Annotated in this window: 22 protein-coding genes; 14 read left to right on the top strand and 8 right to left on the bottom strand. The window is 73.9% G+C overall.

Annotation, left to right across the window (positions count from 1 at the left end; translation table 11 throughout):
• The first annotated feature begins 118 nt into the window (after positions 1 to 118).
• Both RM425_RS01240 and RM425_RS01235 read left to right on the top strand, forming a co-directional pair.
• Positions 119 to 397: a hypothetical protein gene (locus RM425_RS01240; RefSeq protein WP_311343361.1), complete on the top strand. Its 279-nt coding sequence runs from the start codon at positions 119 to 121 to the stop codon at positions 395 to 397.
• A gap of 4 nt (positions 398 to 401) precedes the next feature.
• The gene (locus tag RM425_RS01235) at positions 402 to 1,826 is read left to right on the top strand and encodes a phospholipid carrier-dependent glycosyltransferase (protein WP_311343360.1); all 1,425 of its coding nucleotides are present in this window, start codon (positions 402 to 404) and stop codon (positions 1,824 to 1,826) included.
• On the opposite strand, the gene RM425_RS01230 is transcribed toward RM425_RS01235, so the two are convergent.
• Positions 1,764 to 3,008 carry a glycosyltransferase family 87 protein gene (locus RM425_RS01230; protein WP_311343359.1) on the bottom strand — a complete coding sequence of 415 codons (1,245 nt, stop codon included), beginning with the start codon at positions 3,006 to 3,008 and terminating at the stop codon, positions 1,764 to 1,766. The two genes, RM425_RS01235 and RM425_RS01230, sit on opposite strands and share 63 nt — an antisense overlap.
• Positions 3,009 to 3,120: 112 nt before the next feature.
• On the opposite strand from RM425_RS01230, the gene RM425_RS01225 reads away from it, so the two are divergent.
• From RM425_RS01225 to RM425_RS01210, 4 genes are all read left to right on the top strand, one after another.
• Entirely contained in the window at positions 3,121 to 3,804 is a 684-nt protein-coding gene (locus tag RM425_RS01225) for a hypothetical protein (protein WP_311343358.1), read from the top strand.
• Between the two features lie 145 nt (positions 3,805 to 3,949).
• Positions 3,950 to 5,689, top strand: a complete 1,740-nt coding sequence (locus RM425_RS01220; protein WP_311343357.1) for a RecQ family ATP-dependent DNA helicase — start codon at positions 3,950 to 3,952, stop codon at positions 5,687 to 5,689.
• Between the two features lie 104 nt (positions 5,690 to 5,793).
• A complete protein-coding gene (locus RM425_RS01215; RefSeq protein WP_311343356.1) occupies positions 5,794 to 7,458 on the top strand; it encodes a carbamoyltransferase family protein in 1,665 nt (554 codons plus the stop codon).
• A 112-nt stretch (positions 7,459 to 7,570) separates the two neighbouring features.
• Positions 7,571 to 8,038 carry a DUF4383 domain-containing protein gene (locus tag RM425_RS01210; RefSeq protein ID WP_311343355.1) on the top strand — a complete coding sequence of 156 codons (468 nt, stop codon included), beginning with the start codon at positions 7,571 to 7,573 and terminating at the stop codon, positions 8,036 to 8,038.
• A 118-nt stretch (positions 8,039 to 8,156) separates the two neighbouring features.
• On the opposite strand, the gene RM425_RS01205 is transcribed toward RM425_RS01210, so the two are convergent.
• Positions 8,157 to 8,357, bottom strand: coding sequence for a hypothetical protein (locus RM425_RS01205; protein WP_311343354.1), 201 nt, complete (start codon positions 8,355 to 8,357; stop codon positions 8,157 to 8,159).
• 91 nt (positions 8,358 to 8,448) lie between these two features.
• Between RM425_RS01205 and RM425_RS01200 the strand changes: the two genes are divergently transcribed.
• Positions 8,449 to 8,823 (top strand): DUF1801 domain-containing protein, encoded by a 375-nt coding sequence (locus RM425_RS01200; protein ID WP_311343353.1) that lies wholly within the window; start codon positions 8,449 to 8,451, stop codon positions 8,821 to 8,823.
• Positions 8,824 to 8,826: 3 nt separating this feature from the next.
• Here RM425_RS01200 and RM425_RS01195 read toward each other — a convergent pair whose 3' ends face one another.
• Together RM425_RS01195 and RM425_RS01190 are read right to left on the bottom strand one after the other, a co-directional pair.
• Complete coding sequence (locus RM425_RS01195; RefSeq protein ID WP_311343352.1) at positions 8,827 to 9,042, bottom strand: hypothetical protein; 216 nt, start codon at positions 9,040 to 9,042, stop codon at positions 8,827 to 8,829.
• The gene (locus RM425_RS01190) at positions 9,039 to 9,581 is read right to left on the bottom strand and encodes a GNAT family N-acetyltransferase (protein ID WP_311343351.1); all 543 of its coding nucleotides are present in this window, start codon (positions 9,579 to 9,581) and stop codon (positions 9,039 to 9,041) included. The genes RM425_RS01195 and RM425_RS01190 overlap by 4 nt, the downstream gene beginning before the upstream one ends.
• Before the next feature lie 78 nt (positions 9,582 to 9,659).
• Here RM425_RS01190 and RM425_RS01185 point away from each other — a divergent pair, with 78 nt between their 5' ends.
• Both RM425_RS01185 and RM425_RS01180 read left to right on the top strand, forming a co-directional pair.
• On the top strand, positions 9,660 to 9,968 hold the full coding sequence (locus RM425_RS01185; RefSeq protein ID WP_311343350.1) for an ArsR/SmtB family transcription factor: 309 nt from the start codon (positions 9,660 to 9,662) through the stop codon (positions 9,966 to 9,968).
• Positions 9,953 to 10,336, top strand: coding sequence for a VOC family protein (locus tag RM425_RS01180; RefSeq protein ID WP_311343349.1), 384 nt, complete (start codon positions 9,953 to 9,955; stop codon positions 10,334 to 10,336). The genes RM425_RS01185 and RM425_RS01180 overlap by 16 nt, the downstream gene beginning before the upstream one ends.
• 25 nt (positions 10,337 to 10,361) lie before the next feature.
• Here the strand turns inward: RM425_RS01180 and RM425_RS01175 are convergent, their stop codons facing one another.
• Positions 10,362 to 11,948: an LCP family protein gene (locus tag RM425_RS01175; protein ID WP_311343348.1), complete on the bottom strand. Its 1,587-nt coding sequence runs from the start codon at positions 11,946 to 11,948 to the stop codon at positions 10,362 to 10,364.
• Positions 11,949 to 12,179: 231 nt separating this feature from the next.
• On the opposite strand from RM425_RS01175, the gene RM425_RS01170 reads away from it, so the two are divergent.
• The 4 genes from RM425_RS01170 to RM425_RS01155 all read left to right on the top strand — a co-directional run bounded on the left by RM425_RS01170 (position 12,180) and on the right by RM425_RS01155 (position 17,232).
• Positions 12,180 to 13,130 (top strand): acyl-ACP desaturase, encoded by a 951-nt coding sequence (locus RM425_RS01170; RefSeq protein WP_311343347.1) that lies wholly within the window; start codon positions 12,180 to 12,182, stop codon positions 13,128 to 13,130.
• Between the two features lie 229 nt (positions 13,131 to 13,359).
• Complete coding sequence (locus RM425_RS01165) at positions 13,360 to 14,163, top strand: exodeoxyribonuclease III (RefSeq protein WP_311343346.1); 804 nt, start codon at positions 13,360 to 13,362, stop codon at positions 14,161 to 14,163.
• A gap of 66 nt (positions 14,164 to 14,229) precedes the next feature.
• Positions 14,230 to 14,976 carry a peroxide stress protein YaaA gene (gene yaaA, locus RM425_RS01160; RefSeq protein WP_311343345.1) on the top strand — a complete coding sequence of 249 codons (747 nt, stop codon included), beginning with the start codon at positions 14,230 to 14,232 and terminating at the stop codon, positions 14,974 to 14,976.
• A 129-nt stretch (positions 14,977 to 15,105) separates the two neighbouring features.
• A complete protein-coding gene (locus RM425_RS01155; protein ID WP_311343344.1) occupies positions 15,106 to 17,232 on the top strand; it encodes a SpoIIE family protein phosphatase in 2,127 nt (708 codons plus the stop codon).
• Here RM425_RS01155 and RM425_RS01150 read toward each other — a convergent pair.
• Positions 17,229 to 18,893 carry a DEAD/DEAH box helicase gene (locus tag RM425_RS01150; RefSeq protein ID WP_311343343.1) on the bottom strand — a complete coding sequence of 555 codons (1,665 nt, stop codon included), beginning with the start codon at positions 18,891 to 18,893 and terminating at the stop codon, positions 17,229 to 17,231. The genes RM425_RS01155 and RM425_RS01150 overlap by 4 nt on opposite strands.
• Before the next feature lie 62 nt (positions 18,894 to 18,955).
• Here RM425_RS01150 and RM425_RS01145 point away from each other — a divergent pair, with 62 nt between their 5' ends.
• Positions 18,956 to 20,374 carry an amidase gene (locus RM425_RS01145; protein WP_311343342.1) on the top strand — a complete coding sequence of 473 codons (1,419 nt, stop codon included), beginning with the start codon at positions 18,956 to 18,958 and terminating at the stop codon, positions 20,372 to 20,374.
• A 118-nt stretch (positions 20,375 to 20,492) separates the two neighbouring features.
• Here RM425_RS01145 and RM425_RS01140 read toward each other — a convergent pair whose 3' ends face one another.
• Together RM425_RS01140 and RM425_RS01135 are read right to left on the bottom strand one after the other, a co-directional pair.
• Entirely contained in the window at positions 20,493 to 21,869 is a 1,377-nt protein-coding gene (locus RM425_RS01140) for a glucose-6-phosphate dehydrogenase (RefSeq protein WP_311343341.1), read from the bottom strand.
• The gene (locus RM425_RS01135) at positions 21,866 to 23,725 is read right to left on the bottom strand and encodes a glycoside hydrolase family 15 protein (protein ID WP_311343340.1); all 1,860 of its coding nucleotides are present in this window, start codon (positions 23,723 to 23,725) and stop codon (positions 21,866 to 21,868) included. The genes RM425_RS01140 and RM425_RS01135 overlap by 4 nt, the downstream gene beginning before the upstream one ends.
• Between the last annotated feature and the right edge of the window lie 81 nt (positions 23,726 to 23,806).

Below are 23,806 nucleotides of genomic sequence, written 5' to 3'. Positions count from 1 at the left end.
GCATCGTTCCATGGAGAAGTTGTCACTGATTCGTGACCACCCATGAATGTGTCGTCGCGGCGTCAGCGGACATGCATTGATCGCCACGTGCAATCGATATGTGTGACAGGAGTACAACATGAACCGAATCGTCAAGGGTCTTACCAGCGCGTCCTTCGCCGGCGTCCTCGCCCTCGGCCTCGCCGGCTGCGGTGAGGACGAGGAGGGCACCGTCGAGGTCACCGAGACCGAGGAGGTCACGGAGACCGAGGAGGAGGAGACCGAGGTCACCGAGACCCTCGAGCCGACCGAGACCGAGACCGAGACCGAGACCGAGGTCGTCGAGACCGAGACCGAGGTCGACACCGAGACCGAGACCGAGTTCGAGGGCGAAGAGGACGACGAGCTCATCGAGTGATCCGGTGAGCACCGCCGTCACACCGACGGCCCTGGACACAGCGGGCGGCGCCTACGGGCGCCGCCCGCTGTCGGCCTGGGTCGTCCCGCTCGTCCTGGTCGGCATCGCCGCGGCCGTACGGCTGTGGGATCTCGGCGACCCCGACCGGCTGTACTTCGACGAGAAGTACTACGGCGTCGACGCCCGCGACTACGTGACCCGCGGCGTCGAGGAGGGCCGACCGTCCCATCCGCCGCTGGGCAAGTGGGTCATCGCGCTCGGCATCCAGATCTTCGGCTACACCCCGTTCGGCTGGCGGATCGGCGTCGCCGTCGCCGGCTCGCTCACCGTGCTGCTGACCTACCTGTGCGGCCAGCGGCTGTTCCGGCGCACGGCACCGGCCGCCCTGGCGGCGCTGCTGGTGGCCCTGGACGGACTGGCCGTCACCACCAGCCGCCTGGCCATGCTGGACGCCGTCCTGGCCCTGTTCGTGGTCGCCGCGGTGTGGCTGGTCCTGCTCGACCGCGACGCGCGACGGCGCAGCCGCGGGCCCGGCGAGGACCTCCGGCGCTCGTTCCTCGGCTCGCGCTACCGCTGGCTGTCCGGGCTCGCGCTCGGGCTGGCGATCGCCACCAAGTGGTCGGGGCTGCTGGCCGTCGGGGTCGCCGGCGTGCTGATCCTCGCCACCGAGCTCGCCGGCCGCGGGGACGGACTGCGGCGGGGCGCGCAGCGGGCCGCCGCCGTCACCGCCGGTGCGCTGCTGAGCTTCCTGCTGCTGCCGGCCGCCGTGTACGTCGCCGCCCACGCCGGCTGGTTCGTCCACTACGAGGACAGCTACGCGGGGTCCCGCGCCTGCGGACCCGGGGAGTGCTCCGCCGGTCCCGGGGAGCGGCTGGCGACGTGGTGGGACACCCAGACCGACCTCGTCGAGTACCACTCGGCCCTCGAGGCCACCCACCCCTACCGCTCCGACCCGCTCGGCTGGGCCTGGCTCGAGCGACCGGTCCTCGTCTACGCCGAGAGCTGCACCGACGCCCAGGAAGAGGCGGGCGAGTGCCAGGTGCCGCCGGACACCGTCGCCCGGATCACCATGGTCGGCAGCCCGGCGCTGTGGTGGCCGGCCCTGCTGGCCTACCCGGTCCTGCTGTGGCGGGCCGCCGTCCGCCGGGACGGCGTCGCCGCCACGATCCTGGTGCCGCTGGCCCTGCTCTGGCTGCCCTGGCTGGCGGCCGGCAAGCCCGGCTACTTCTTCTACCTCACCCCCGTGGTGCCCTTCATCGCGCTGGGCCTGGTCCGGGCCGTGCAGGTCGGCCCGCGCCCGCGCCTGGTCGGGAGCGGGCTCGCCGTCCTGGCCGTCGCCGCCTTCGCCTTCTTCGCCCCCATCTGGCTAGGGATCCCGCTGGACCGCGACGCCCTGGACCTCCGGTACTGGCTCTCGACCTGGCGGTGACCCGGTCGGCCGCCGCACCACCTCGACGGCCACCCACACCAGCGCGGCGGCCCGCAGGGCGACCGCCACACCCATCACCGGATAGGGCAGCCCGTCGCCGTAGCCGGCCCGGCCGGCGAGGAACGGGAACTCCACCGCGTGCACCAGGAGGTCACTGGCCATCACGGCGACGAACGGCGCGACGCGCGGCAGCACCAGAGCCATGAGCGGCACCAGCCACAGGGTGTACTGCGGCGAGTACACCTTGTTGGCGAGGATGAAGCAGATCAGCACCGGCAGCAGCAGCTGCCACCACTGCTCGGGAGGACGCCGGCGCGCGCCGAGGACGACGACCACGGCGGCCCCGCACCCGAACGACGCCAGGCTGAGGACACCGAGCACGTCCCGCCCGACCTCCGGGCCACCGAGCTGCGCGAGCAGGTACCAGAGGCTGTCGACGTGCATGGCGCGCCCACTGCTGTTCTCGTAGAACCGGTTCCAGCCCTCGGGAGCGAGCACGTAGGCGGGCACGTGCACCGCGACGAACGCCAGCACCGCGGCGCCACCGTGCAGGAGGGCCTCGCGGGGGCGCCGACGGGCGAGCAGCGCCAGCACGACCAGCGGGACCAGGAACCCGGGGAAGATCTTCGCGGCGGCACCGAGCCCGGCCAGGACGCCCGACGCGGTGTGGTGGCCACGCTGGTGGAGCAGCAGTGCGGCCAGCAGCAGGACCACCGGCAGCGTGTCCCAGTTGTAGAAGGCGTACAGGAGCAGCGGGGGAGCCGCCGCCCACCACAGCAGCCGCCGCGGCCCCAGGCCCAGCCGGCGCAGCAGGGCGAGGGCCATCAGCACCTCGACCACCACGAACAGGCCGTTGGTCGCGGTGAACACCAGGACGGTCGCCTCGCCCGGCAGGACGTGCGCGAGCACGGCGGCCAGCCAGATGCGGACGGCGAGCACGGGCGGGTACTCCAGCGGCTCGGCCCCGTACGGTCCGCCACCCTCGTCCAGCCCGCGCTGGAACCACAGCGGGGCGACGTCGGAGTAGCAGTAGCCGTAGAACTGCTCGCCGTCGGCCCAGCCACCGCCCAGGCAGCGCGCCTTGGCCCACCACCCGACGGCCATGACCAGCAACGCGGAGGCGACCACCACGACGTGAGCGGCCGACCGGTCGCGGATGTCCGGCACCCGTCCGCCGGTCATCCCTCGCCCCTCCCATCGGCCCCCTGGCGCGCGGGAGCGCCGTCGCGCCATCCTGCCAGCTAGCGTGCGGCTCGCCCGACGGATCGCGCCACCGGGCAGGACGGGTGGGGACGTGGAGCGGCTGAGGACGGCGGTACGGGAGCAGCGCGCGCCGGTGGGGGTGCTCGCCGCCGGCACGGCCGGCCTGCTCGCCCTCGGCATCGCCACCGGGCAGGACAACTGGCCGGTGTACGCGGGCGTCGTGCTGGCCGGCGCGGCCGTGGTCGCCCGCGTCCACGTGCGGGCCGGGCTCAGCACCGCCACCATCGCGGGCCTGGTGGCGTTCGCGCTCGGCCACCTGGCCGGCGGGATGGTCCCCGTGGGCGACGGCGTCCTCTACCAGTGGTGGCTGGTCGATGGCGTCCTGCGCTACGACAACGTGCAGCACGCCGTCGGCTTCGGCTTCGTCGGCCGGGCGATCTGGGAGACGCTCCGACCCCGCCTGGCGCCGTCCCCGGGCGACCTGCCCGCGGTCACCCGGTGGGTCGTCGTGCTCGGGGCGGCCGCCGCGGGGGCGGTGAACGAGATCGCCGAGTACCTGCTCACCCTGGTCCTCCCCGAGCACCAGGTGGGCGGCTACGACAACACCGCCCGCGATCTGATCGCCAACCTCGTCGGCGGCCTCGTCGTGGGCTGGTGGACCGCACGCCGGCCGCAGCCCGCGCCGGGGGGCTCTTCCGGGCGTGAGCTGCGCCCCGCTGCCGCGCGACACGATCTCGCCCGCCGGCTCCCGTCGGAACGAGGCCTGGCGGGCTGACCCGGCGTTCCCGCGGGAACGACCAGCAGGACACGCCGGCCCGAGAGGGCGCCGCAGGAGCCGGTCCGGCTCCAGCAGCCCCGGGCCCACCAGCGGTGACTGCGGGCACGGTTTGCTGATCTCGCCCGCCGGGGAGAGGGACCCGGTGCCGCGCGCCTCCACCGAGACCCCTCCCACCCGTGCCAGTACCGATGAGAATCCGGCAGGCGCCACCGCCTCCGTCCGCACCCGCCGGATCCGGGCGTTCGCCCGCGAGGTGCTCGGCTACGAGACGTTCCGGCCCGGCCAGGAAGAGGCCATGCAGGCGGTGGTCGGCGGCCGCGACACCCTTGCCGTGCTGCCCTCGGGCGCCGGGAAGACCGCGATCTACCAGGTCGCCGGGCAGTTGCTCGACGGACCGGTCGTCGTCGTCTCACCGCTGATCGCCCTGCAGCGCGACCAGGTGGAGCGGCTGGGTGAGCTCGAGGACGAGGCCGGGCGCGCGGCCCAGCTGAACTCGACCCTGTCGGCCGGCGACCAGCGCGAGGCGCTGGAGGGGGTCGGTGACGGAACGGTCCGCTTCCTCTTCCTCGCCCCCGAGCAGCTGGCCAAGCCGGAGGTGGTGGACGCCCTCGGCGCGGCCGGCCCCGCGCTGTTCGTCGTCGACGAGGCGCACTGCGTGTCGGCCTGGGGACACGACTTCCGCCCCGAGTACCTGCGGCTGGGCGGCGCCGTCGAGCAGCTGGGCTCGCCGACGGTGCTGGCGCTGACCGCGACCGCTGCGCCACCGGTGCGCGCGGAGATCGTCGAGCGCCTGGGCATGCGCGACCCCGCGATCGTCGTCGCCGGTTTCGACCGGCCCGAGATCCGGCTGGAGGTCGACCAGCACGCCGACGCCCGCGGCAAGGAGCTGGGCGTGCTCGACCGGGTGCTGGCCGAGGTCGGCGAGGGACGCGGCCCGGGCATCGTCTACAGCGCCACCCGCAAGGGCACCGAGGCCATCGCCGACGAGCTGCGCGAGCGCGGCCTGCGCGCCCGGCACTACCACGCGGGCCTGAACCGGGGCGACCGCGAGGACACCCAGCGGGCCTGGATGGACGACGAGCTCGACGTCGTCGTCGCCACCACGGCGTTCGGCATGGGCATCGACAAGCCCGGCACCCGCTTCGTCATCCACGCCGAGCCCGCCGACTCCGTGGACAGCTACTACCAGGAGATCGGCCGCGCCGGGCGCGACGGCGAACCGGCGCTGGCCGTGCTGGTCTACCGCCAGGAGGACCTGGGGCTGCGCCGCTTCTTCGCCGCCGGCACGCCCTCCGAGGAGGAGCTGCAGCAGGTCGCCGGCCTGATCGCCGCCGCCCCTGCCGCGGGCCTGGAGGACGGCGTCGACGTCAAGGCCCTGCGCGAGGAGACCGGCCGAGCCGCCAGCCCGCTGGTCCGCGACCTGAACCTCCTCGAGCAGGTCGAGGCCGTCGTCATCGACGAGGAGGGCGCTGCCCATCCCGCCGAGGACGCCCCGAGCCCCGGCGAGGCGGCCGCGGCGGCCCGCGAGCTGGCCGAGCACCACGAGAAGGTCGACCAGAGCCGTGTCGAGATGATGCGCGGCTACGCCGAGACCACCGAGTGCCGTCGCCAGTTCCTGCTCGGCTACTTCGGCGAGCAGCTCGACCAGCCGTGCGGCAACTGCGACAACTGCACCAGCGGCACCGCCCAGGACAACCCCGGACCCGAGGAGCACGACACGCCGTTCCCGGTGGAGACCCCGGTCGAGCACACCGAGTGGGGGAACGGCGTGGTCATGCGCGTCGAGGACGACCGCATCACGGTGCTGTTCGACGAGGTCGGCTACAAGACCCTCGGCCTGGCCGCCGTCGCGGACAACGACCTGCTGCGCACCCGCGGCTGAGTCGTTTCGAGCTGCGGGCGCGGCCCGTGGGCTTGATCATCAGCACGACGACGGGTCAGCGCCTGGAGCAGACGGGCAACGACCCTGTGAGAAGGAGTGCACGCGTGAAGGTCCTCGGCATCAACGCGATCTACCACGACCCGGCGGCGGCGCTCGTCGTCGACGGCACGGTCGTGGCCGCCGCGGAGGAGGAACGGTTCAGCCGGCGCAAGCACGGCAAGCGCCCGCTGCCGTGGAGCGCGTGGGAGCTGCCCGAGCTGTCCGCGGCCTGGTGCCTGAAGGAAGCCGGCATCCGGCCAGAGGACCTCGACGCGGTCGCCTACTCGTTCGACCCCGGGCTGATGACGACGCCCGAGGACACCGGCCTGTTCGACGACGGCGACGTCATGCGGAAGAAGTACGCCGAGATGGCGCCGGACTTCCTCGCCCACGGCCTGCCCGGGCTGGACCCCGCGAAGGTCCGGTTCGTGAAGCACCACGTGGCGCACGCCGCCTCCGCCGGGCTGGCCGTTCCAGGGTTCGACGGCCGGCGCGACAACGCCGTCCTGGTGCTGGACGGCCGCGGCGAGGCGCACAGCCACCTGGCCGGGCGCTACGTGGACGGGCAGCTGGAGGTGCTCGCCGGACAGGCCCTCCCCCACTCCCTCGGGCTGATGTACGAGGAGCTCACCGACCACCTGGGCTTCCTGCGCAGCTCCGACGAGTTCAAGGTCATGGCGATGGCCTCCTACGGCAAGCCCCGCTTCGTGGGCGACCTGGCGGAGCTGATCCGCGCCACCGACGACGGCGGCTTCCGCACCGAGAAGATCGACTTCACCGAGTTCGCGCCGCGCCTGGGCAAGGGCGACCAGTGGACCGAGGCGCACGCCGACCTCGCGGCCAGCGTGCAGACGCGCCTGGAGGAGGTCCTGGTCGACCTGGCCCGCTGGGTGCACGCGCAGACCGGCGACCGGGTCCTCACCCTGGCCGGGGGCACCGCGCTCAACTGCGTGGCCAACACCCGCATCCTCGCCGAGAGCCCGTTCGAGCAGGTCTGGGTGCAGCCCGCCGCCGGCGACGCCGGTACCGCGCTGGGTGCCGCCTTGCACGTGGCGCGCGAGCTCGGCGAGCAGACGCAGCCGATGCCCGGCGCGGCGCTCGGCCGCGGCTGGAGCGACGACGAGATCGAGCAGGTCCTGCAGACCGCGGCCATCGACTACGAGCGCCCCGACGACGTCGCCGAGGCGGTCGCGGAGGTGCTCGCCGACAACGGCATCGTCGCCTGGTTCCAGGGCCGCAGCGAGTACGGCCCCCGCGCGCTCGGCCACCGCTCGCTGCTCGCGCACCCCGGCCACGAGGCCAACCTCGAGCGGATGAACGACGTGAAGGGCCGCGAGCAGTTCCGCCCCGTCGCGCCCATGGTGCTGCTCGAGAAGGCCCCCGAGATCTTCAGCCGCGGCCCCATCCCCTCGCCGTACATGCTCTTCGTGCACGACGTCGCCGAGGAGTGGCGCGACCGCATCCCGACCGTCACCCACGTCGACGGGACGGCGCGGATCCAGACGATCGACCCTGAGCAGCAGCCCCTGGTGCACCGGATGATCTCGGCGTTCGAGCGACGCACCGGGATCCCGGTCGTGGTCAACACCAGCCTCAACACCGCCGGCCGGCCGATGGTCGACGATCCCCGTGACGCGCTGGAGTGCTTCGGGTCGGCCCCGGTCGACCTGCTGGCGATCGGCCCGTTCGTCGTCCGGCGCACGAAGCCGACCTCGCGCACGGGGGGGTGAAGGGATCACGATCCGGCCACACGTCCGGGTGACCGGCGTTACCGCTGGTGGGGCGGGGGTATGGGGGAGCCAGCCGCCTGCATCGGGCGGCAACGACTCTCGGGAGGACCACATGGCCGCATCCGCGGACCGCAGCGGGACCGGACGCGCCGGCAAGACCTGGCCGGAGCTGCTCGCCCTGGCCTTCGGCGCCATCTACCTGCTCATCGGCATCATCGGCTTCTTCATCACCGGGTTCGAGAACTTCTTCGGCAATGAAGCGACGCCGGACGTGCACCACGAGGACGCCTCGCTGCTCGGGTTCATGATCAACCCGATGCACAACGTCGTGCACATCCTCATCGGTGCCGCAGGTCTCGCCCTGGGCCGCACGCTGGCCGGTGCCCGCACCTACGGCTGGCTGCTCGCGGTCGGTTACGGGGCGGCGTTCGTCTACGGCCTCATCGCGGTCGGCGAGGAGTGGGACTTCCTCAACCTGAACGCCGCTGACAACGTGCTGCACATCGTCACCGCGATCATCGGCCTCGTCATCGCGCTGGGCCCGGTGCGGGACGCCGTCGACAGCCACCGTCGCGCGTAACCAGCACCACCCGCACACCCTGCCGTCCGGGCCGGGTCCCGTCCCCCCCGGGGGCCGGGGCCCGGCCCGGGCGCATTCCGTGGTGGGGCTGCCGGTGTGCCGCCGGGCGGCGCGATCGCTACGGCGCGATCGTCCCGCCCAGGGCGCCACCGGCCAGCTTGGCCATCAGCTGCGTCCGGTCCAGGCCGACGGCGGCCAGCGCGTCGGCGTCCCGCTCGGTGTCGATCCGATCGGGCAGCTGCGCCTCGACCCGGTCGGCGGTGTCGTTGTCGCCCTCGGTGCGCAGCACGCGCACCAGTTCCTGCCTGTCGAGTTCCACGACGGCGAGTGTGACCCGCATCACCTCCGAGCACAACGGGCCGCCGCCGGCTGCGTCCCGGATCGTCGGTGGGCGGGCGCATGCTGGGCCCGTGCCGCAAGATCCCGAGGTCGACGCCCTGCTCGCCGAGCACACCCCTGACGTGGCGGCGGCCGCCCGGCGCCTCCGCGCGGCCGTCCTGCGCGGCCTGCCCGACCTGGCCGAGCGGGTCCGGCACGGCTGGCACTCGATCAACTACCGCGATCCCGCGGCCGGATTCGTGTGCGCGATCTTCCCGATGGCCGACCGCGTGCGACTCGTGTTCGAGCGAGGCGTCCTCCTGCCCGACCCCGCCGGTCTGCTCGCGGGCTCCGGACGCCAGGTCCGCTCCCTCGAGTTCGCCGACGCGAGCGGCGTCGACGACGGCCTCGTCCAGGAGTTCCTCGACCACGCCGTCGCGATCGGCGCGGGTCTCCGCGGGCTCTGAGGCTCAGCCGCGGGAGCGGGCGCGGCGGACCAGGAAGCCCCCGACAGCTGCGACCACCAGGCCGCAGATCACCTGCGCGATGCCGACGCCGGCCTGGTCGCTGCCGAACCAGGTCACCGACGACACCAGGAGGACGGCGGCGACGCCGAGCACGAACAGGCCGACGAGGCGCTCGCGGCCCGCAGGGGTACCGGGCTGGTCGGGGGGGCCGGAGGTCATGCCCCGGGTCTACCAGAGGCTCGGAGCGTGCGGGCGAGCAGGATCTCGTCGCGGTCGTCGCCGGGTGCCACCCGGATCGCGCCCGGCAGCCGGCCCACCTCGGTGTAGCCCAGGCCGCGGTAGAACGCGTCGACGCCGGTGCCGCCGCGGGCGGTGAGCGACAGGAACTCCCACCCCTGCTCGGCGGCGATGCGGTGCACGCCGTCCATGAGCGCCCGACCCAGCCCGGCGCCCTGCCGCGCGGGGTGGACCTGCACCCGGAGCACGGTGGCCCAGTGCCGGCGCAGCGGCGACGTCGAGCCGACCAGCGCCGCGAAGCCCGCCGTCCCGCCGTCCACGGTGAGCACGCACAGCACGTCACGCCCGGAGACGACGCCCTCGAGCAGCCGGTCGAGGACCGGGGCGACGTCCACGCCGGACACCGGGGGCACGAAGCCGACGGCACCCCCGGCGTTGGTGACGGCGACCCAGCAGTCGAGCAGCTCGGCGCGCAGGACGTCGTCGACGGCGGTCACTGCCCGGACGTCGACGGCTGCCACGCCCCCATCCTGCCGCGCCGCTTCCGGCGCGCCGCCGGGGGTTGTCATGCAAGCCGCTGCTTGCCTATGGTGGCGGTCGTGGGCGATGTCTTCCGGGCCCTCGCCGATCCGACCAGACGGGCCATCCTCGACGAACTGCAGGAGCACTCCGGCCAGACGCTGTTCGAGCTGATCAACCGGCTGGTCACCCGGCACGGGCTCTCCTCGACCCGCCAGGCGGTCTCCCAGCACCTCGCCGTCCTCGAGGCGGTCGGGCTGGTCCGGACCCGGCGGGAGGGGCGCTACAAGTTCCACGAGCTGGACACCGCACCACTGCGCGCCATCACCGAACGGTGGCGCCCGACATCGGAGACAGGCCCCGAGGAGGACCCGTGCGGATCACCCTGACCAGCGTGTTCGTGGACGACGAGGACAAGGCGCTGCGGTTCTACACCGACGTGCTGGGCTTCGTGGCGAGGAACGACGTGCCGATGGGCGCGCACCGCTGGCTCACCGTGGTCTCCCCGGAACAGCCCGACGGTGTGGAACTGCTCCTCGAGCCCGACGAGCACCCGGCGGCGCAGGCGTACAAGCAGGGGCTGGTCGCCGACGGGATCCCCTACAACTCGTTCACGGTGCCCGACGTGCACGCGGAGTACGACCGGCTGACCGCGCTCGGCGTCCGGTTCACCCAGCCGCCCACGCAGATGGGTCCGGTCACCACCGCCGTGCTCGACGACACCTGCGGCAACCTGCTCCAGATCGCCGCGATGTGAGCCGCCGACGCGCAGCCCGAGGTGGTCAGTCGCCCCGTGTCGGGGGCTTGCCCGCGGCGAGGGCGAGCCGGGCGGCCGCCCGGTCGTAGGCGCAGGCGTCGCGGACGTCGCTCGGGGCGACCAGCTCGTCGGGCTCCTCGCCGGCCGACGGCGAGGTGACCGGGTCGTCGTCGCCGACGGCGTCGTCGTCGACGGCGTCGTCGCCGGGCACCGGGACGTCCGGGTCGGCACCCTCACCGGCGAGCTCCAGGGACGCGGAGACGATGCTCCGGATCCGGTCGTAGTCGGGGTAGGCCGGGTCGATCACCGTGTCGTCGAAGACGACGCTGCCGATCTCCGCGTCCTTCACCAGGAACGCCAGGTCGACGAAGTCGTCCAGCCTCGAGCGGGGGATGTCGGTGAACACGACGTCCCGGGTGGTGCGGGCCAGTTGCTGGTACTTGCTCAGCAGGGTGATCGGTTCGGCGGCGTCGACGATCGCGTCGATGGTGCAGCGCTGCCGGGCCATCCGGTCGTAGTCGCTCATCCCGTACCGGCCACGGGCGAACTCCAGGGCGGTGAAGCCGTCCAGGGTCTGGTCGGGACCGGGGGCGATGTAGTCGTCGGGGAGGATGCGCAGCGTCGGCTCGCCGCCGATGGGCACCCAGTAGTTCACGTTGACGGTGATGCCGCCGAGGGCGTCGACCAGGCGGCTGAACCCCTCGAGGTTGATCAGGACGTAGTAGTCCAGTTCCAGGCCGAGCGCCTCCCCCACGCCCAGCTTGAGGAAGTCGGCCCCGGCGTTGTCCGTGGGCCCCAGGGCGTCGGGGTACATGGCCGGGCCGTTGCGGTAGACGGCGTTCAGCAGGCTCTCGGCCTCGCTGCCGGCGTCGAAGCCGTCGGGGTAGAGCTCGTCCAGCGGGCTGTCCGCGGGGAAGGGCAGCTCCTGGAGGTTGCGGGGCAGGCTGAACAGCGTCGTGTCACCGGTGGCGGTGTCGATGCTGGCGACGATGACCGTGTCGGTGCGCACCCCTTCGCGCCCCTCGCCGCCGTCGCCGCCGAGCAGCAGGACGTTGACCCGCTCCTCGCCGCCGAACGGAGCGGGCCCGTCCTCGTCGTCCTCCGCCACCGTCGCCGAGCGCCCGTCGTCGGTGAAGACGTCGGAGATTAGGTCGCGGTGCTCGAGGGCCAACCGGCCGGCGGCGACGGCAGGGACCACGCCGGCGGCGAGGACCAGCAGGACCACCGCGCCACCCAGGGCCCGCCGCCCGGGGCCGGTGCCGCGCGGCACGAGCAGCAGGTGCGCGGCGACCACGACCACCGCCCACAGCAGCGTGCCGGCGGCGATGCCCGCGACGATCCACAGCAGCGAGGAGGTGTCCACCGCCGCACGGAGGGCGGAGCGCTGGCCCCCGGTGGCGAGCCAGGCGCCACCGGCGGCGAGGAGGAGGAAGAGAGCGAGGACGACGCCGCCGAGGACCCGCCGCCCGGTCGCCAGGAAGCCCGTGCCGGGGAGGAGGGCGTTGAGCGCCGTCCAGCCGAGGGCCGCCGGGAAGCTGCGCGCTCGGCGCGGGGCGGGGTTCGAGGGCGCTGCGGGGGACGCGCCTGCGGGCGTCCCGGACGAGTCGCTCACCGCCGCGCCGCCGCGGTCCAGACCCAGGTCACGCCCCCATCGTCCCACCGATGCCGGCCCGGGGCCGGGGCACCGGGCGCACGAGGACGCGCCACCCCCGGGCGGGCGACACGCCGACGCCGGTCCAGGGGCGTGCGATCGCCCCGGAGCGGGCACTCAGCGGGTACGTGACCTGATGGTTACGGCCGCGTAGGTTACGACGGCGTAGGTCGAGTCGACCCGGAGGTTCCCGTGCCCCAGACGTCCCCGCAGGCAGCCGTGCTGACCGAGCTCGAACCGGTCGTGGCGGAGAACCTCGACCGGCACATCGCGATGGCCAAGGAGTGGCATCCGCACGACTACGTCCCCTGGGACGAGGGTCGGAACTTCGCGTTCCTCGGCGGCGAGGACTGGTCGCCCGAGCAGTCCCGGCTGGACCAGACCGCCAAGGCCGCGATGTTCGTGAACCTGCTGACCGAGGACAACCTGCCCAGCTACCACCGGGAGATCGCCACCCGGTTCGGCCGGGACGGCGCCTGGGGCCAGTGGGTGGGCCGCTGGACGGCCGAGGAGGGCCGGCACGGCGTCGCGCTGCGGGACTACCTCGTCGTCACCCGCGGCGTCGACCCGGTGGAGCTGGAGCGGGCCCGGATGGACTACATGACCACCGGCTACGACTCCGGCGACAAGAGCCCGCTCGAGGCCGTCGCCTACGTCTCGTTCCAGGAGCTGGCGACCCGCGTCTCGCACCGCAACACCGGCAAGGCCACCGGCGACCCGATCGCGGACAAGCTGCTGGCCCGCATCGCGACCGACGAGAACCTGCACATGATCTTCTACCGGAACCTGGTGACGGCGGCGTTCGACATCGATCCGGACGAGACGATGAAGGCCGTGGCCCACGAGGTCATGAGCTTCGAGATGCCCGGCGCGAACATGGCGAACTTCCGGAAGAACTCGACGATCATCGCCAAGGCCGGCATCTACGACCTGCGCCTGCACCACGACGAGGTGGTCAGCCCCATCCTGCGCACCTGGAAGGTCTTCGACCGCAGCGACCTCGGTCCCGAGGGCGAGCAGGCGCGCGAGCAGCTCGCCGAGTTCCTGACCGGCCTCGACGCCCAGGCCACCAGGTTCGTGGAGAGCCGCGAGCGGATGCGTGCCCGCATGGCGGCCAAGGGCGAGACCCCCGTCCAGGTGTGACGGCCCGAGCGGGGACCCGGAGGGTTCCCCGAGGGCCGTCACGTCCCGATCGACGAGTGGGGACCACGACACTGCGGCCCTCCGGACCGCACCGCGGCCAGCAGCCGTGACACCGCGGCCCTCCGGGCCGCACCGCGACCAGGTGCCGTCCGCTCGGCGTGGAGCGTGTCCAGTCACCTGCGGGAGACCCTCCGGGCCACCACTCGGCGCGACAAGACACCATGACTCCATGCGGCTGGCGACGTGGAACGTGAACTCGATCCGCACCCGGGCCGACCGGGTGGCCGCATTCCTGCAGCGTCACGACGTCGACGTGCTCGCGCTGCAGGAGACCAAGTGCCGCGGCGACCAGTTCCCCGAGATGGTCTTCGGCGCGCTGGGCTACGAGATGGCGCACGTCGGCCACTCGCAGTGGAACGGCGTCGCGATCCTGTCGCGCGTCGGGCTCGACGACGTCACGGAGGGGTTCCCCGGGATGCCGTCCTGGTCGTCCAGGGAGGGCGTGGACCCCGCCCCGGAGGCGCGCGCGCTCGGGGCCACCTGCGGCGGGGTGCGGGTGTGGAGCCTCTACGTGCCCAACGGCCGCTCGCTGGCCGATCCGCACCTGGGGTACAAGCTGGAGTGGCTGGAGGCGCTGCGGGTCGCCGCCGGCGGCTGGCTGGCCGCCGAACCGGAGGCACCGATCGCCCTGGTCGGCGACTGGAACATCGCCCCGCAGGACGACGACGTCTGGGACATGTCCGTCTTCACCCACTCCACGCACGTCTCCCCGGCCGAGCGCGCCGCCTTCCAGGGCGTCGTGGACGCCGGATACGCCGACGTGGTGCGCCCGCTCGCCCCCGGCCCGGGCGTCTACACCTACTGGGACTACACGCAGCTGCGCTTCCCGCGCCGCGAGGGCATGCGGATCGACTTCGTCCTGGGCTCCCACGCGCTGGCCGGACGGGTGAGCGGTGCGGTGATCGACCGCGAGGAGCGCAAGGGCAAGGGCGCCAGCGACCACGCACCGGTGATCGTCGATCTCACCGACTGACAGACCGGCACAGCTCCAGCGCCCGCCTCCGCTACTGCGCCCGGGCCGCACGTACCGTCGACCCCCGTGCTCGTCCTGCTGCCGCCGTCGGAGACCAAGCGCCCGGGCGGGGACGGCGCTCCGCTGGACCTGACCGCTCTGACCGCCCCGGAGCTCACCGGGGTACGCACCCGGCTGGCCGAGGCGCTGGTGGAGCTGGCCGGGGACGTCCCGGCATCCCGCGCCGCGCTCGGGGTGTCGGCGGCGCAGGACGCCGAGATCGCCCGCAACGCCGCGCTCCGGACGAGTGCGACCCTGCCGGCCGTCGAGCGGTACACGGGCGTGCTCTACGACGCCCTCGACGTCCGCTCGCTGACCCCCGCCCGGCGCGCGCGGGCCGACGCCCGCCTCGCCGTGGGCTCGGCGCTGTTCGGCCTGGTGGGCGCCGCGGACCGGATCCCGGCCTACCGGCTGTCGGCCGGCTCGGCCCTGCCCGGTTTGCCGACGCTGCGCGCCCTGTGGAAGCCGGCCCTCGCCCCGGTGCTGGCCGCCGTCCCCGACCTGGTGGTGGACCTCCGGAGCGGGTCGTACGCCGCGCTGGCCCCGGTGGCGGGCGCCGTCACCGTCCAGGTCCTCAGCGAGCGACCCGACGGCACGCGTGCGGTCGTCAGCCACTTCAACAAGGCGCACAAGGGCCGGCTGGCCCGGCTGCTCGCCGGCACACCGGCCGAGCCGACCGACGTCGTGGGGCTGCGGCGGCTGCTGAGGCGCGCGGGGTTGCACGTGGAACATGACGGCGGAACCGCCCTCACACTGGTCGTGCCCGCGACCTGACGTCGGGGCGCCGTCCCCGTCCTTGCGGAGGGCGTGCCCGCCGTGACATAACTTCGACGGACGGTGCGTGGCTCGAGCAACGGGGCTGCACCGCACGGACCGGGCCGTACCCGGGCAGAAGGGCTCACCGTGGACTCAACTCCCGCCCGGACGACCGCCGCTGACGGCGATCGTCCGGCTACCGGGGCGCGCCTGGACGAGGACACGGCGAGTGCACGGCTCGCCGCCCTGCAGAAGCAGTACGACAGCGACCGGCTCCGCTGGGAGCTGGCCAAGGTCGCCGGTGGGGTGGGCACCTTCGACTGGGACCCGGTCGCAGGCCGGCTGCTGTGGGACGAGCCGCTCCAGCGCATGTTCGGCTACGACGACCCGGACTCCTTCGACGAGTCCCTCGCCGCCTTCAACGCCCGGGTGCACCCCGACGACGAGGACTGGCACGCCGACGCGCTGCAGACCAGCACCGACACCTGCGGCGAGTACGACGTCGAGTACCGGATCGTGCTGCCGGGCGGGGAGACCCGCTGGATCCACGCCCGGGGGCAGTCGCTCCCCGGACCGGACGGCCGCACCGAGCGGCTCGTCGGCGCGGCGTACGACACCACGGGCGAGCGCGAGGTCGCCTCGCGGGTGACCCGCGTCCTGGAGGCCATGCCGGCCGGCTTCTACTCCCTGGACCGCGAGTGGCGGTTCACCCACGTGAACGCCGAGGCCGAGCGGCTGCTGGGGCACAGCCGCGACGAGCTGCTGGGCAAGGTCCTCTGGGAGGCCTTCCCCGCGACGCCGGGCAGCGTGTTCGACGAGAGCTACCGCAGGGCGGTCACGACCGGGGAGCCCGTCTCGTTCGACGCGTACTACCCGGCACCGCTGGACGGCTGGTACGAGCTGCGGGCATGGCCGACGCCCGATGGGCTGTCGGTCTACTTCCTCGAGGTGACCGAGCGGCGGGCGGCCCAGCAACGGGCCGAGCGGTGGGCCCGCCAGCTGGCCACCCTCGCCCAGGTGAGCGCCGAGCTCGCCGGCACCCTGGACACCCAGGTGGCCACCGCCCGGCTGCCGCGGCTGGTGGTGCCCGCGCTGGCCGACTTCTGCGTGGTGACGGTCATCGGCGCCGACGGAGCACCGCGCGACGTCGGCAGCTGGCACGTCGACCCGGCCGCCCGCCCGCTGCTGGAGCGCTACCGCGCGGTCCGGCTGGACGCGATGCCGATGACCGCGCCGGTCGCCCGCGCCCTGCACACCGGCCAGGCGGCCACCTTCAGCGGCGGCGACGTCCTCGAGGTGCTGCCGCCCGGCCCGGCGCGGGACCTGCTCGCGATCCTGGACCCGGCCACGGAGGTGGCGCTCCCGCTCAGGGCCCGCGGCCGGACCGTCGGGCTGCTCACCCTCTTCTACGCCGCCGGTCACGCGCCCACCGACGAGGACGTCGCCATCGCACAGGACGTCGCCGACCGCGCCGGCCTGGCCTGGGACAACGCGCGCCTGTTCAGCACGCAGCAGCAGCTGGCCGAGGGCCTGCAGCGCAGCCTGCTCACCGAACCGCCGGCGATCGAACACGCCGAGATCGCGGTGCGCTACCTGCCGGCCGCGGAGGCCGCTCGGGTGGGCGGCGACTGGTACGACGCGTTCCTGCAGCCCAGCGGGGACACGATGCTCGTGATCGGTGACGTCGTCGGCCACGACACCGAGGCCGCCGCGGCGATGGGGCAGCTGCGCAGTCTGCTGCGCGGGATCGCCACCTACGGGGACGCCGGACCGGTCGAGGTCCTGCGCGGGCTCGACAGCTCCATGGGGACGCTCCAGCTCGGCACGCTGGCGACCGCCGCGATCGCCCGGTTCGAGCAGACCCCCGAGGACCGCCGCCGCGGGCTCACGCGGATGCGCTGGGCCAACGCCGGGCACCTGCCGCCGATGGTGCTCAACCACGACGGCACCGTGGCCGAGCTGGCGCCCTGGGTGGGCGACCTCATGCTGGGGGTCGACCCGTCGTCCGTGCGCCGGGAGTCGGTCGTCCTCCTCGACCACGGCTCCACCGTGCTGCTCTACACCGACGGCCTGGTCGAGCGCCGGGACTCCGACCTCGACAGGGGTGTGGCCCGGTTGCGGGAGGCGCTGGTGGACCTGGTCGACCTCCCGCTCGAGGAGTTGCTGGACGAGCTGCTCGAACGGCTCGTCCAGGGCCGCCCGGACGACGACGTCGCGCTGGTCGCCGTCCGCCTCCACCGCCTGGAGCTGCCCGGGCCAGGGCCCTCCGCCTAGCCGCGGTCGCGCCGGACGGTCGCCTTGCGGCCCTTGATCATCGTGGCGCGCAGGGCCTGCACGACCTCGTCGGCCGCCGGTTCGGGGACCTCCACGAGCGCGAACCGCTGGTGGATCTCGATGGCCCCGATGTCGCGGCCGGTGAGGCCCGTCTCGCCCGTGATCGCGCCGACCAGGTCTCCCGGGCGGATGCCCGCTTCCCGACCGAGGCCGACGAAGACCCGGCCCGTCGGGCCGCCCGAGGACCGGCGGGCCGGCCGCTCGCCGCGCGGACCGGCCGGGCCCCGGCCGCCGTCCCGATCCGTGCGGAAGGCGACCTGCGGGATCTCCTCGTCGTCGTCGACGCCCCCGGTGGCCTCGTGCGCCAGCTTGACCGCGGCCAGCGCGACCTCCATGAGGTCGAACTCGTCGGCGAGGGTCTCGACCACCACGCGGAACCGGTCGAGCTCGTCGCCGAGCAGGCTCTCGCGCAGGGCCGCGCGGGTCAGGTCGAGCCTCCGGGCGCGCAGGTCGGCCACGGTGGGCACGGTCTGCACCGAGATCGTCGCGCCGGCGACCTTCTCGATCGTCTTGAGCTGCCGGTGCTCCCGCGGCTCGGCCAGGGTGATGGCGACGCCCTCGCGCCCGGCCCGGCCCACCCGGCCGATGCGGTGCACGTAGGACTCCGGCGCCGACGGGACGTCGTAGTTGACGACGTGGGTGAGCTGCTCGATGTCCAGGCCGCGGGCGGCCACGTCGGTGGCCACGAGCAGGTCCGCCGTCCCGCCGCGCAGGCGGCCCATCACCTTGTCCCGCTGCTCCTGGCTCATGCCGCCGTGCAGCGGCTCGGCGCGGTACCCCCGGCCGTTGAGGGTCTCGGTGAGGGTGTCGACCTCCTCGCGCGTGCGGCAGAAGACGATCGCCGCCGTGGGCGCCTCGATGTCGAGGATGCGGCCCAGCGCCGCCGGCTTGGCCGCCCGCGGGACGACGTAGGCGGTCTGCCGCACCCGCGGCGCCTCGCCCTCCTGAGCCCGCTCCCTGGCGATGGTGATGCGCGCCGGGTCCCGCAGGTGCCGGCGGGCGAGGGCGTCCAGCCGGCGGGGCATGGTCGCGGAGAACAGCACGGTCTGCCGCTGCTCGGGCGTCTCGTCCAGGATCGCCTCGAGGTCCTCGGCGAAACCCATGTCGAGCATCTCGTCGGCCTCGTCGAGCACGACGGTGGCGATCTCGTCCAGCCGCAGGCTGCCGCGGTTGAGCAGGTCCAGCGCACGGCCCGGCGTGGCGACGACGACGTCGACACCTGCCTCGAGCGAGCGCAGCTGGCGGACGATCGGGGCGCCGCCGTAGACGGGGAGCACCCGGGCGCCCAGGTCCTTGCCGTAGCGGTGCAGCGCCTCCGACACCTGGACGGCGAGCTCCCGGGTGGGCACGAGCACGAGCGCGACCGGCGACCGGCCGGAGCGGTGCGCCTCCAGCTGCTGCAGCACGGGCAGGGAGAACGCCGCCGTCTTCCCGGTGCCGGTCGCCGCCTGGCCGAGCAGGTCGCGCCCCCCGACCAGCGGCGGGATCGCCTCGAGCTGGATGGGGGTGGGCTCCTCGTAGCCGAGGGTGGTGAGCGCCTGCAGCAGCTCGGGCCGCAGGCCCAGCTCGGCGAAGGTGGGGCCGTCCTGATCGCTGTTCATCGCCGTCCATGGTCCCTGCCCGGCCCACGGCGGCGCGCGCGGGCGGCTGGCAGGCTCGCCGGGTGACCTCCGGCGACGAGCTCTGCACCCGCCCGGCCACCGAGCTCGCCGCCCTGGTGCACTCGCGCGCGATCTCCGCGCGTGAGCTCCTGGAGGCACACCTGGCCCGGATGGACCGCTACGACGCGGTCCTCAACGCCGTCGTCACCCGGGACGACGCGGCGGCGCGGGCGGCCGCGGACGCCGCCGACGCCGCCCTGGCCGCGGGCGCACCCGTCGGCCCCCTGCACGGCCTGCCGGTGGCGCACAAGGACACCCATGCCACCGGTGGCATGCGCACGACGTGGGGTTCGCCGCTGCTGCGGGACACCGTGCCGCGCGCCGACGAGCTGGTGGTCGCCCGGCTCCGCGCGGCGGGCGCGATCCGGGTGGGCAAGACCAACGTGCCCGAGTTCGCGGCCGGCTCGCACACGGTCAACCCGGTGTTCGGCGCGACGCACAACCCCTACCGGCACGGGCTGTCGGCCGGGGGCTCGTCCGGCGGGGCCGCGGCCGCGCTGGCCGCGGGTCTCGTACCGCTGGCAGAGGGCAGCGACATGGGCGGCTCGCTGCGCAACCCGGCGGCCTTCTGCAACGTCGTCGGCCTGCGCCCGACACCGGGCCGGGTGCCCACCTGGCCGGCCCCGATGGGCCGGTCGACGCTGTCGGTCCAGGGGCCACTGGGCCGCACCGTCGCCGACGTGGCGCTGCAGCTGTCGGTTCTGGCCGGCCCCGATCCCCGGGTGCCGATCTCGCTGTCCGACGACCCGGCCGGGCTCGCCGCACCCCTGCCCGAGCGGCTCGACGGTCTGCGCGTGGCCTGGGCGCCGGACCTGGGGGGCCGGGTGACCGTCGACCCGGCCATCACGACGGTGCTGACGGCGTCCCTGCCGGTGTTCGAGGACCTGGGCGCCTCCGTCGTCGAGGACTGCCCGGACCTCTCCGGCGCCGACGAGGTCTTCGGCACGCTGCGCGCGTGGCTGTTCGACGCCTCGTTCGGCGACCTGGTCCGCCGGCACCCCGACCAGATCAAGGAGACGATCCGCTGGAACGCGGGGCTCGGCGCCCGGCTCACCGGCACCGACCTCGCCCGCGCCGAGCAGCGGCACACGAGGCTGCACGAGACGGTGGTGGAGTTCTTCACCCGGTACGACGTCCTGCTGGCGCCCACGACCCAGGTGCTGCCGTTCCCGGTGGAGGTCGAGTACCCGACCGAGATCGCCGGGGTGCCGCAGGAGGACTACCTGGCGTGGATGCGCTCCTGCACGCTGCTCTCCCCCACCGGCTGCCCGGCGCTGTCCGTGCCCGGGGGCTTCACGCCCGGCGGGCTGCCGGTGGGGCTGCAGGTCGTGGCGGCGCCGCGGTTGGACCGGCGGGTGCTGGAGGTGGGGCACGCCTTCGAGCAGGCCACCCGCTTCGGCGAGCACCGTCCGATCCTCTGACCCTCTCTACGCTTGTCTAGCCGTAACGCTAGACGGTCTGAGATCCGTCTCGACGGCGTCCTCCCTCGCCGTCCCGCGTCCTCCCTCACCGCCCACCGTGAGGGAGGACGCTCGATGATCAGGTTCCCTGATCGTGGCGATCGGGAAGGGGGCCGTCGGAGCCGGCCGGGTACTCCTCGAGCGGCACCTCGCCCGCCCGCCAGGCCGCGAGCACGGGCGCGACGATGCGCCACGACTCCTCCGCCTCGACGTCGCTGATCGACAGCGCGGCGTCACCGGCCAGCATCTCCCGCAGCAGCAGCCCGTAGGCCGACAGCCCGGCCGGGGGCAGGTCGATGTCCAGGACCCGCCGTTCCAGGTCGAAGGGGTCCCCCGCCCCGTTGAGGTTGACCTCCAGTGCGATGCCGTCGGGGTCCAGGCGCAGCCGCAGCACGTCGGGCTCGGGGTTCTCGTCGGTGAAGGCCAGGTGCGGCACGGGCTTGAACCGGATCACGATCTCCCGCCGGTCGGCGCCCAGCGCCTTGCCGCTCCGCAGGCGGAACGGGACGCCGGACCAGCGCCAGTTGTCCACGGTCACGGTGAACTCCGCGTAGGTCTCGGTCTCCCGGCCCGGGTCCACGCCCTCCTCGGCGGCGTAGTCGGGCAACCGGCGCTCTCCGACGGTGCCTGCGGTGTACCGGGCCCGCACGGTGTCCCGGGCCATGTCGGCCGGCGGCCGGACGGCGCGCAGCACGTCGCCCTTGCGCGCCGCGAGACCCGCGGCGTCGACGGTCAGGGGCGGCTCCATCGCCACCAGCGCGAGCAGCTGCAGCAGATGGTTCTGCAGCATGTCGCGCAGCGCGCCTGCCGTGTCGTAGTAGCCGGCCCGGCCCTCGAGCCCCAGGGTCTCGTCGAAGACGATCTCCACCTGCTCGACGTGGGCCGAGTTCCACACCGGCTCGAACAGCCGGTTGGCGAAGCGCAGGCCCAGGACGTTGAGCACCGTCTGCTTGGCCAGGAAGTGGTCGATGCGGAAGACGGCGTCCTCGGGCGCCAGCCGGGAAAGGACGCGGTTGAGCTCGCGCGCGTCGGCCCGGTCGCGGCCGAACGGCTTCTCCACGGCGACGATGCCGCCGTCGGGGAGCCCGGCCTCGGCCAGCGCTTCGAGGGTCGGCAGGAAGATCGTGTTCGGCAGCGCCAGGTAGACGACCGGCACGTCCTGCACCCGGTCCAGCGCCCGCCGCAGGTCGGCGGCCGCGGTGACGTCGCCGCGGACGTGGCCGAGGCGGCCGACGACCCGCTCCCGGGTGGCCTCGGGGACGTGCGGGGCGTGGGCGGCCAGCCGACGGCGCGCCCAGTCCCGGTACTGCTGGTCGTCCCACTCCTCCCGGCTCACTGCCAGGACGTCGACCTCCTCGTCGAGCACCCCGGCCTCGAACAGCTCGGCCAGGCCCCGGAGCAGCAACCGGCCGGTCAGGTCACCGCTGCCACCGAGGACGACGAACGACCGCTTCACGACGACACCTCCCCCGACGCGGCCCGCTCGGCGCGGGCCAGGTTCCATCCGCTGGTGATGACCCCGACGTGGCTGAACGCCTGGGGGAAGTTGCCCAGGAAGGCGCCGGTCGACGGGTCGATCTCCTCGGCCAGCAGCCCGACCTCGTTGGCCCTGCCGCAGAGGCTGTCGTAGAGCCGGTGCGCCTCCTCCAGCCGCCCCTGGCCGGTGAGGTTGTCGACCAGCCAGAAGCTGCAGAGCAGGAAGGCACCCTCGCCCCCGGCCAGCCCGTCGGGCGACTCGGTGTGCAGGTAGCGGTAGAGCAGCCCGTCCCCCGCATCCAGGTGCCGGCGGACGGCCTCGGTGGTGGCGACCATGCGCGGGTCGTCGGCCGGGACGAGACGGCGCAGCGGCAGGGTGAGCAGCGAGCCGTCGAGGCCGCCCCCGTTGCGCTCCCCGGACGGCGCCAGGTGCTCGGTGAAGGAGCCGCGCTCCGGATCCCAGGCCTCCTCGAGCAACGTCGTCCGGATCCGGTCAGCCTCCTGGCGCCACCTCTCCCCCGGATGGGGCAGCCCGCACGTCTCCGCGATCCGGACGGCCCGGTCGACGGCGACCTGGCACATGGCCACGGAGTAGGTGAAGGGACGGCCGGCGTCCCGGATCTCCCAGATGCCGTTGTCCGGCGTCCGCCAGTTGGCGATGGCCTGCTCGGTGAGGGCGCTCAGCGCCCGCCAGAGCGGCTCGCCCACCACTCCCCCGGCACGCACCCACTGGTAGGCGACGTCCAGCAGCTCGCCGTACACGTCGTGCTGCACCTGGCGCGCCGCCCCGTTACCCCAGCGGACCGGCCCCGAGCCCCGGTAGCCGGACAGCGCGAGGTCCTCCCACTCCAGCCCCGGCCGCCGTCCGTCGAGGGTGTAGACGATGCTGGTCCGCTCGTCCCGCTCCACGTTGCGCAGCGTCCACGCCAGGAACGAGTCGGCCTCCTCGCGCATGCCGATGCGGCGCAGCGCGTAGGAGGTGAACGCGGCGTCGCGGACCCAGGTGTAGCGGTAGTCCCAGTTGCGGACGCCGCCGATCTCCTCCGGGAGCGAGGACGTGGCCGCCGCCATCACCGCACCGGTCGACGCGTGGTCGAGCAGCTTCAGGGTCAGCGCCGATCGGCGGACGAGTTCCCGCTGCGGCCCGTCGTAGTCGATGTGCCCCGCCCAGGCCCGCCACGCCGCGACGGTCTGGTCCACCAGCCGCTGGGGGGCGGTGCGGGCGCGGGTGTGCGTCTGTCCCGACCAGTGCAGGGTCAGGGTGAGCAGTTCGCCCTCGCGCAGCCGGATCCGGCCACCGATGCTGCCGTCGCGGCCCACGCCGATCTCGTGCGAGCACCACAGGTAGAGCTCCAGCTCCGGGTGCGCGGGCCACAGGATCCGCCAGGAGCCCAGCTCCTGGCGGACCTGGACGCCGTCCAGCGGCGTCAGCCGGACGTCCACCTCCACCGTGCCGGACACCGCGCGGGCCAGGCGGAGCAGCTCCCCACGGCCGGCGGGCACCTGCTCGCCGAGATCGGCCCCGGCGCGCAGCGTCATGCAGTCGGTCAGCTCCAGGCGGCCGTCGGGAGCCTGCAGATCGGTGACCAGGACGCCGGTGTCGGGCAGATAGCGCTGCGCTGCTGCCTGCAGTCCCACCGGCGTCACGTCGAGACTGCCGCCGCGGTCGGCGTCGAGCAGGCCGGCCACGAAGGGCCGGCTGTCGAAGTTCGGCAGGCACAGCCACGGGATGCTCCCGTCGCGGCCGACCAGGGCGCTGGTCGCCCCGTCCCCGATCAGCCCGTGGTCCTCGATGGGCAGGTATCCGTCGGTGCGGACGATGGGGCGCAGCGGCACAGGAGATCCTCGGTTCGGTGACAGACCACCCACCGAGTGCCCCCGTCGCGGCCGGAGAACCCCGCTGCGTGTGACGGTTTC

It is taken from the genome of Blastococcus goldschmidtiae, assembly GCF_031845325.1.
Taxonomy (GTDB): domain Bacteria; phylum Actinomycetota; class Actinomycetes; order Mycobacteriales; family Geodermatophilaceae; genus Blastococcus; species Blastococcus goldschmidtiae.
Note: the sequence above shows the minus strand (reverse complement) of the source record. Positions and strands in the feature narration are given on the sequence as shown.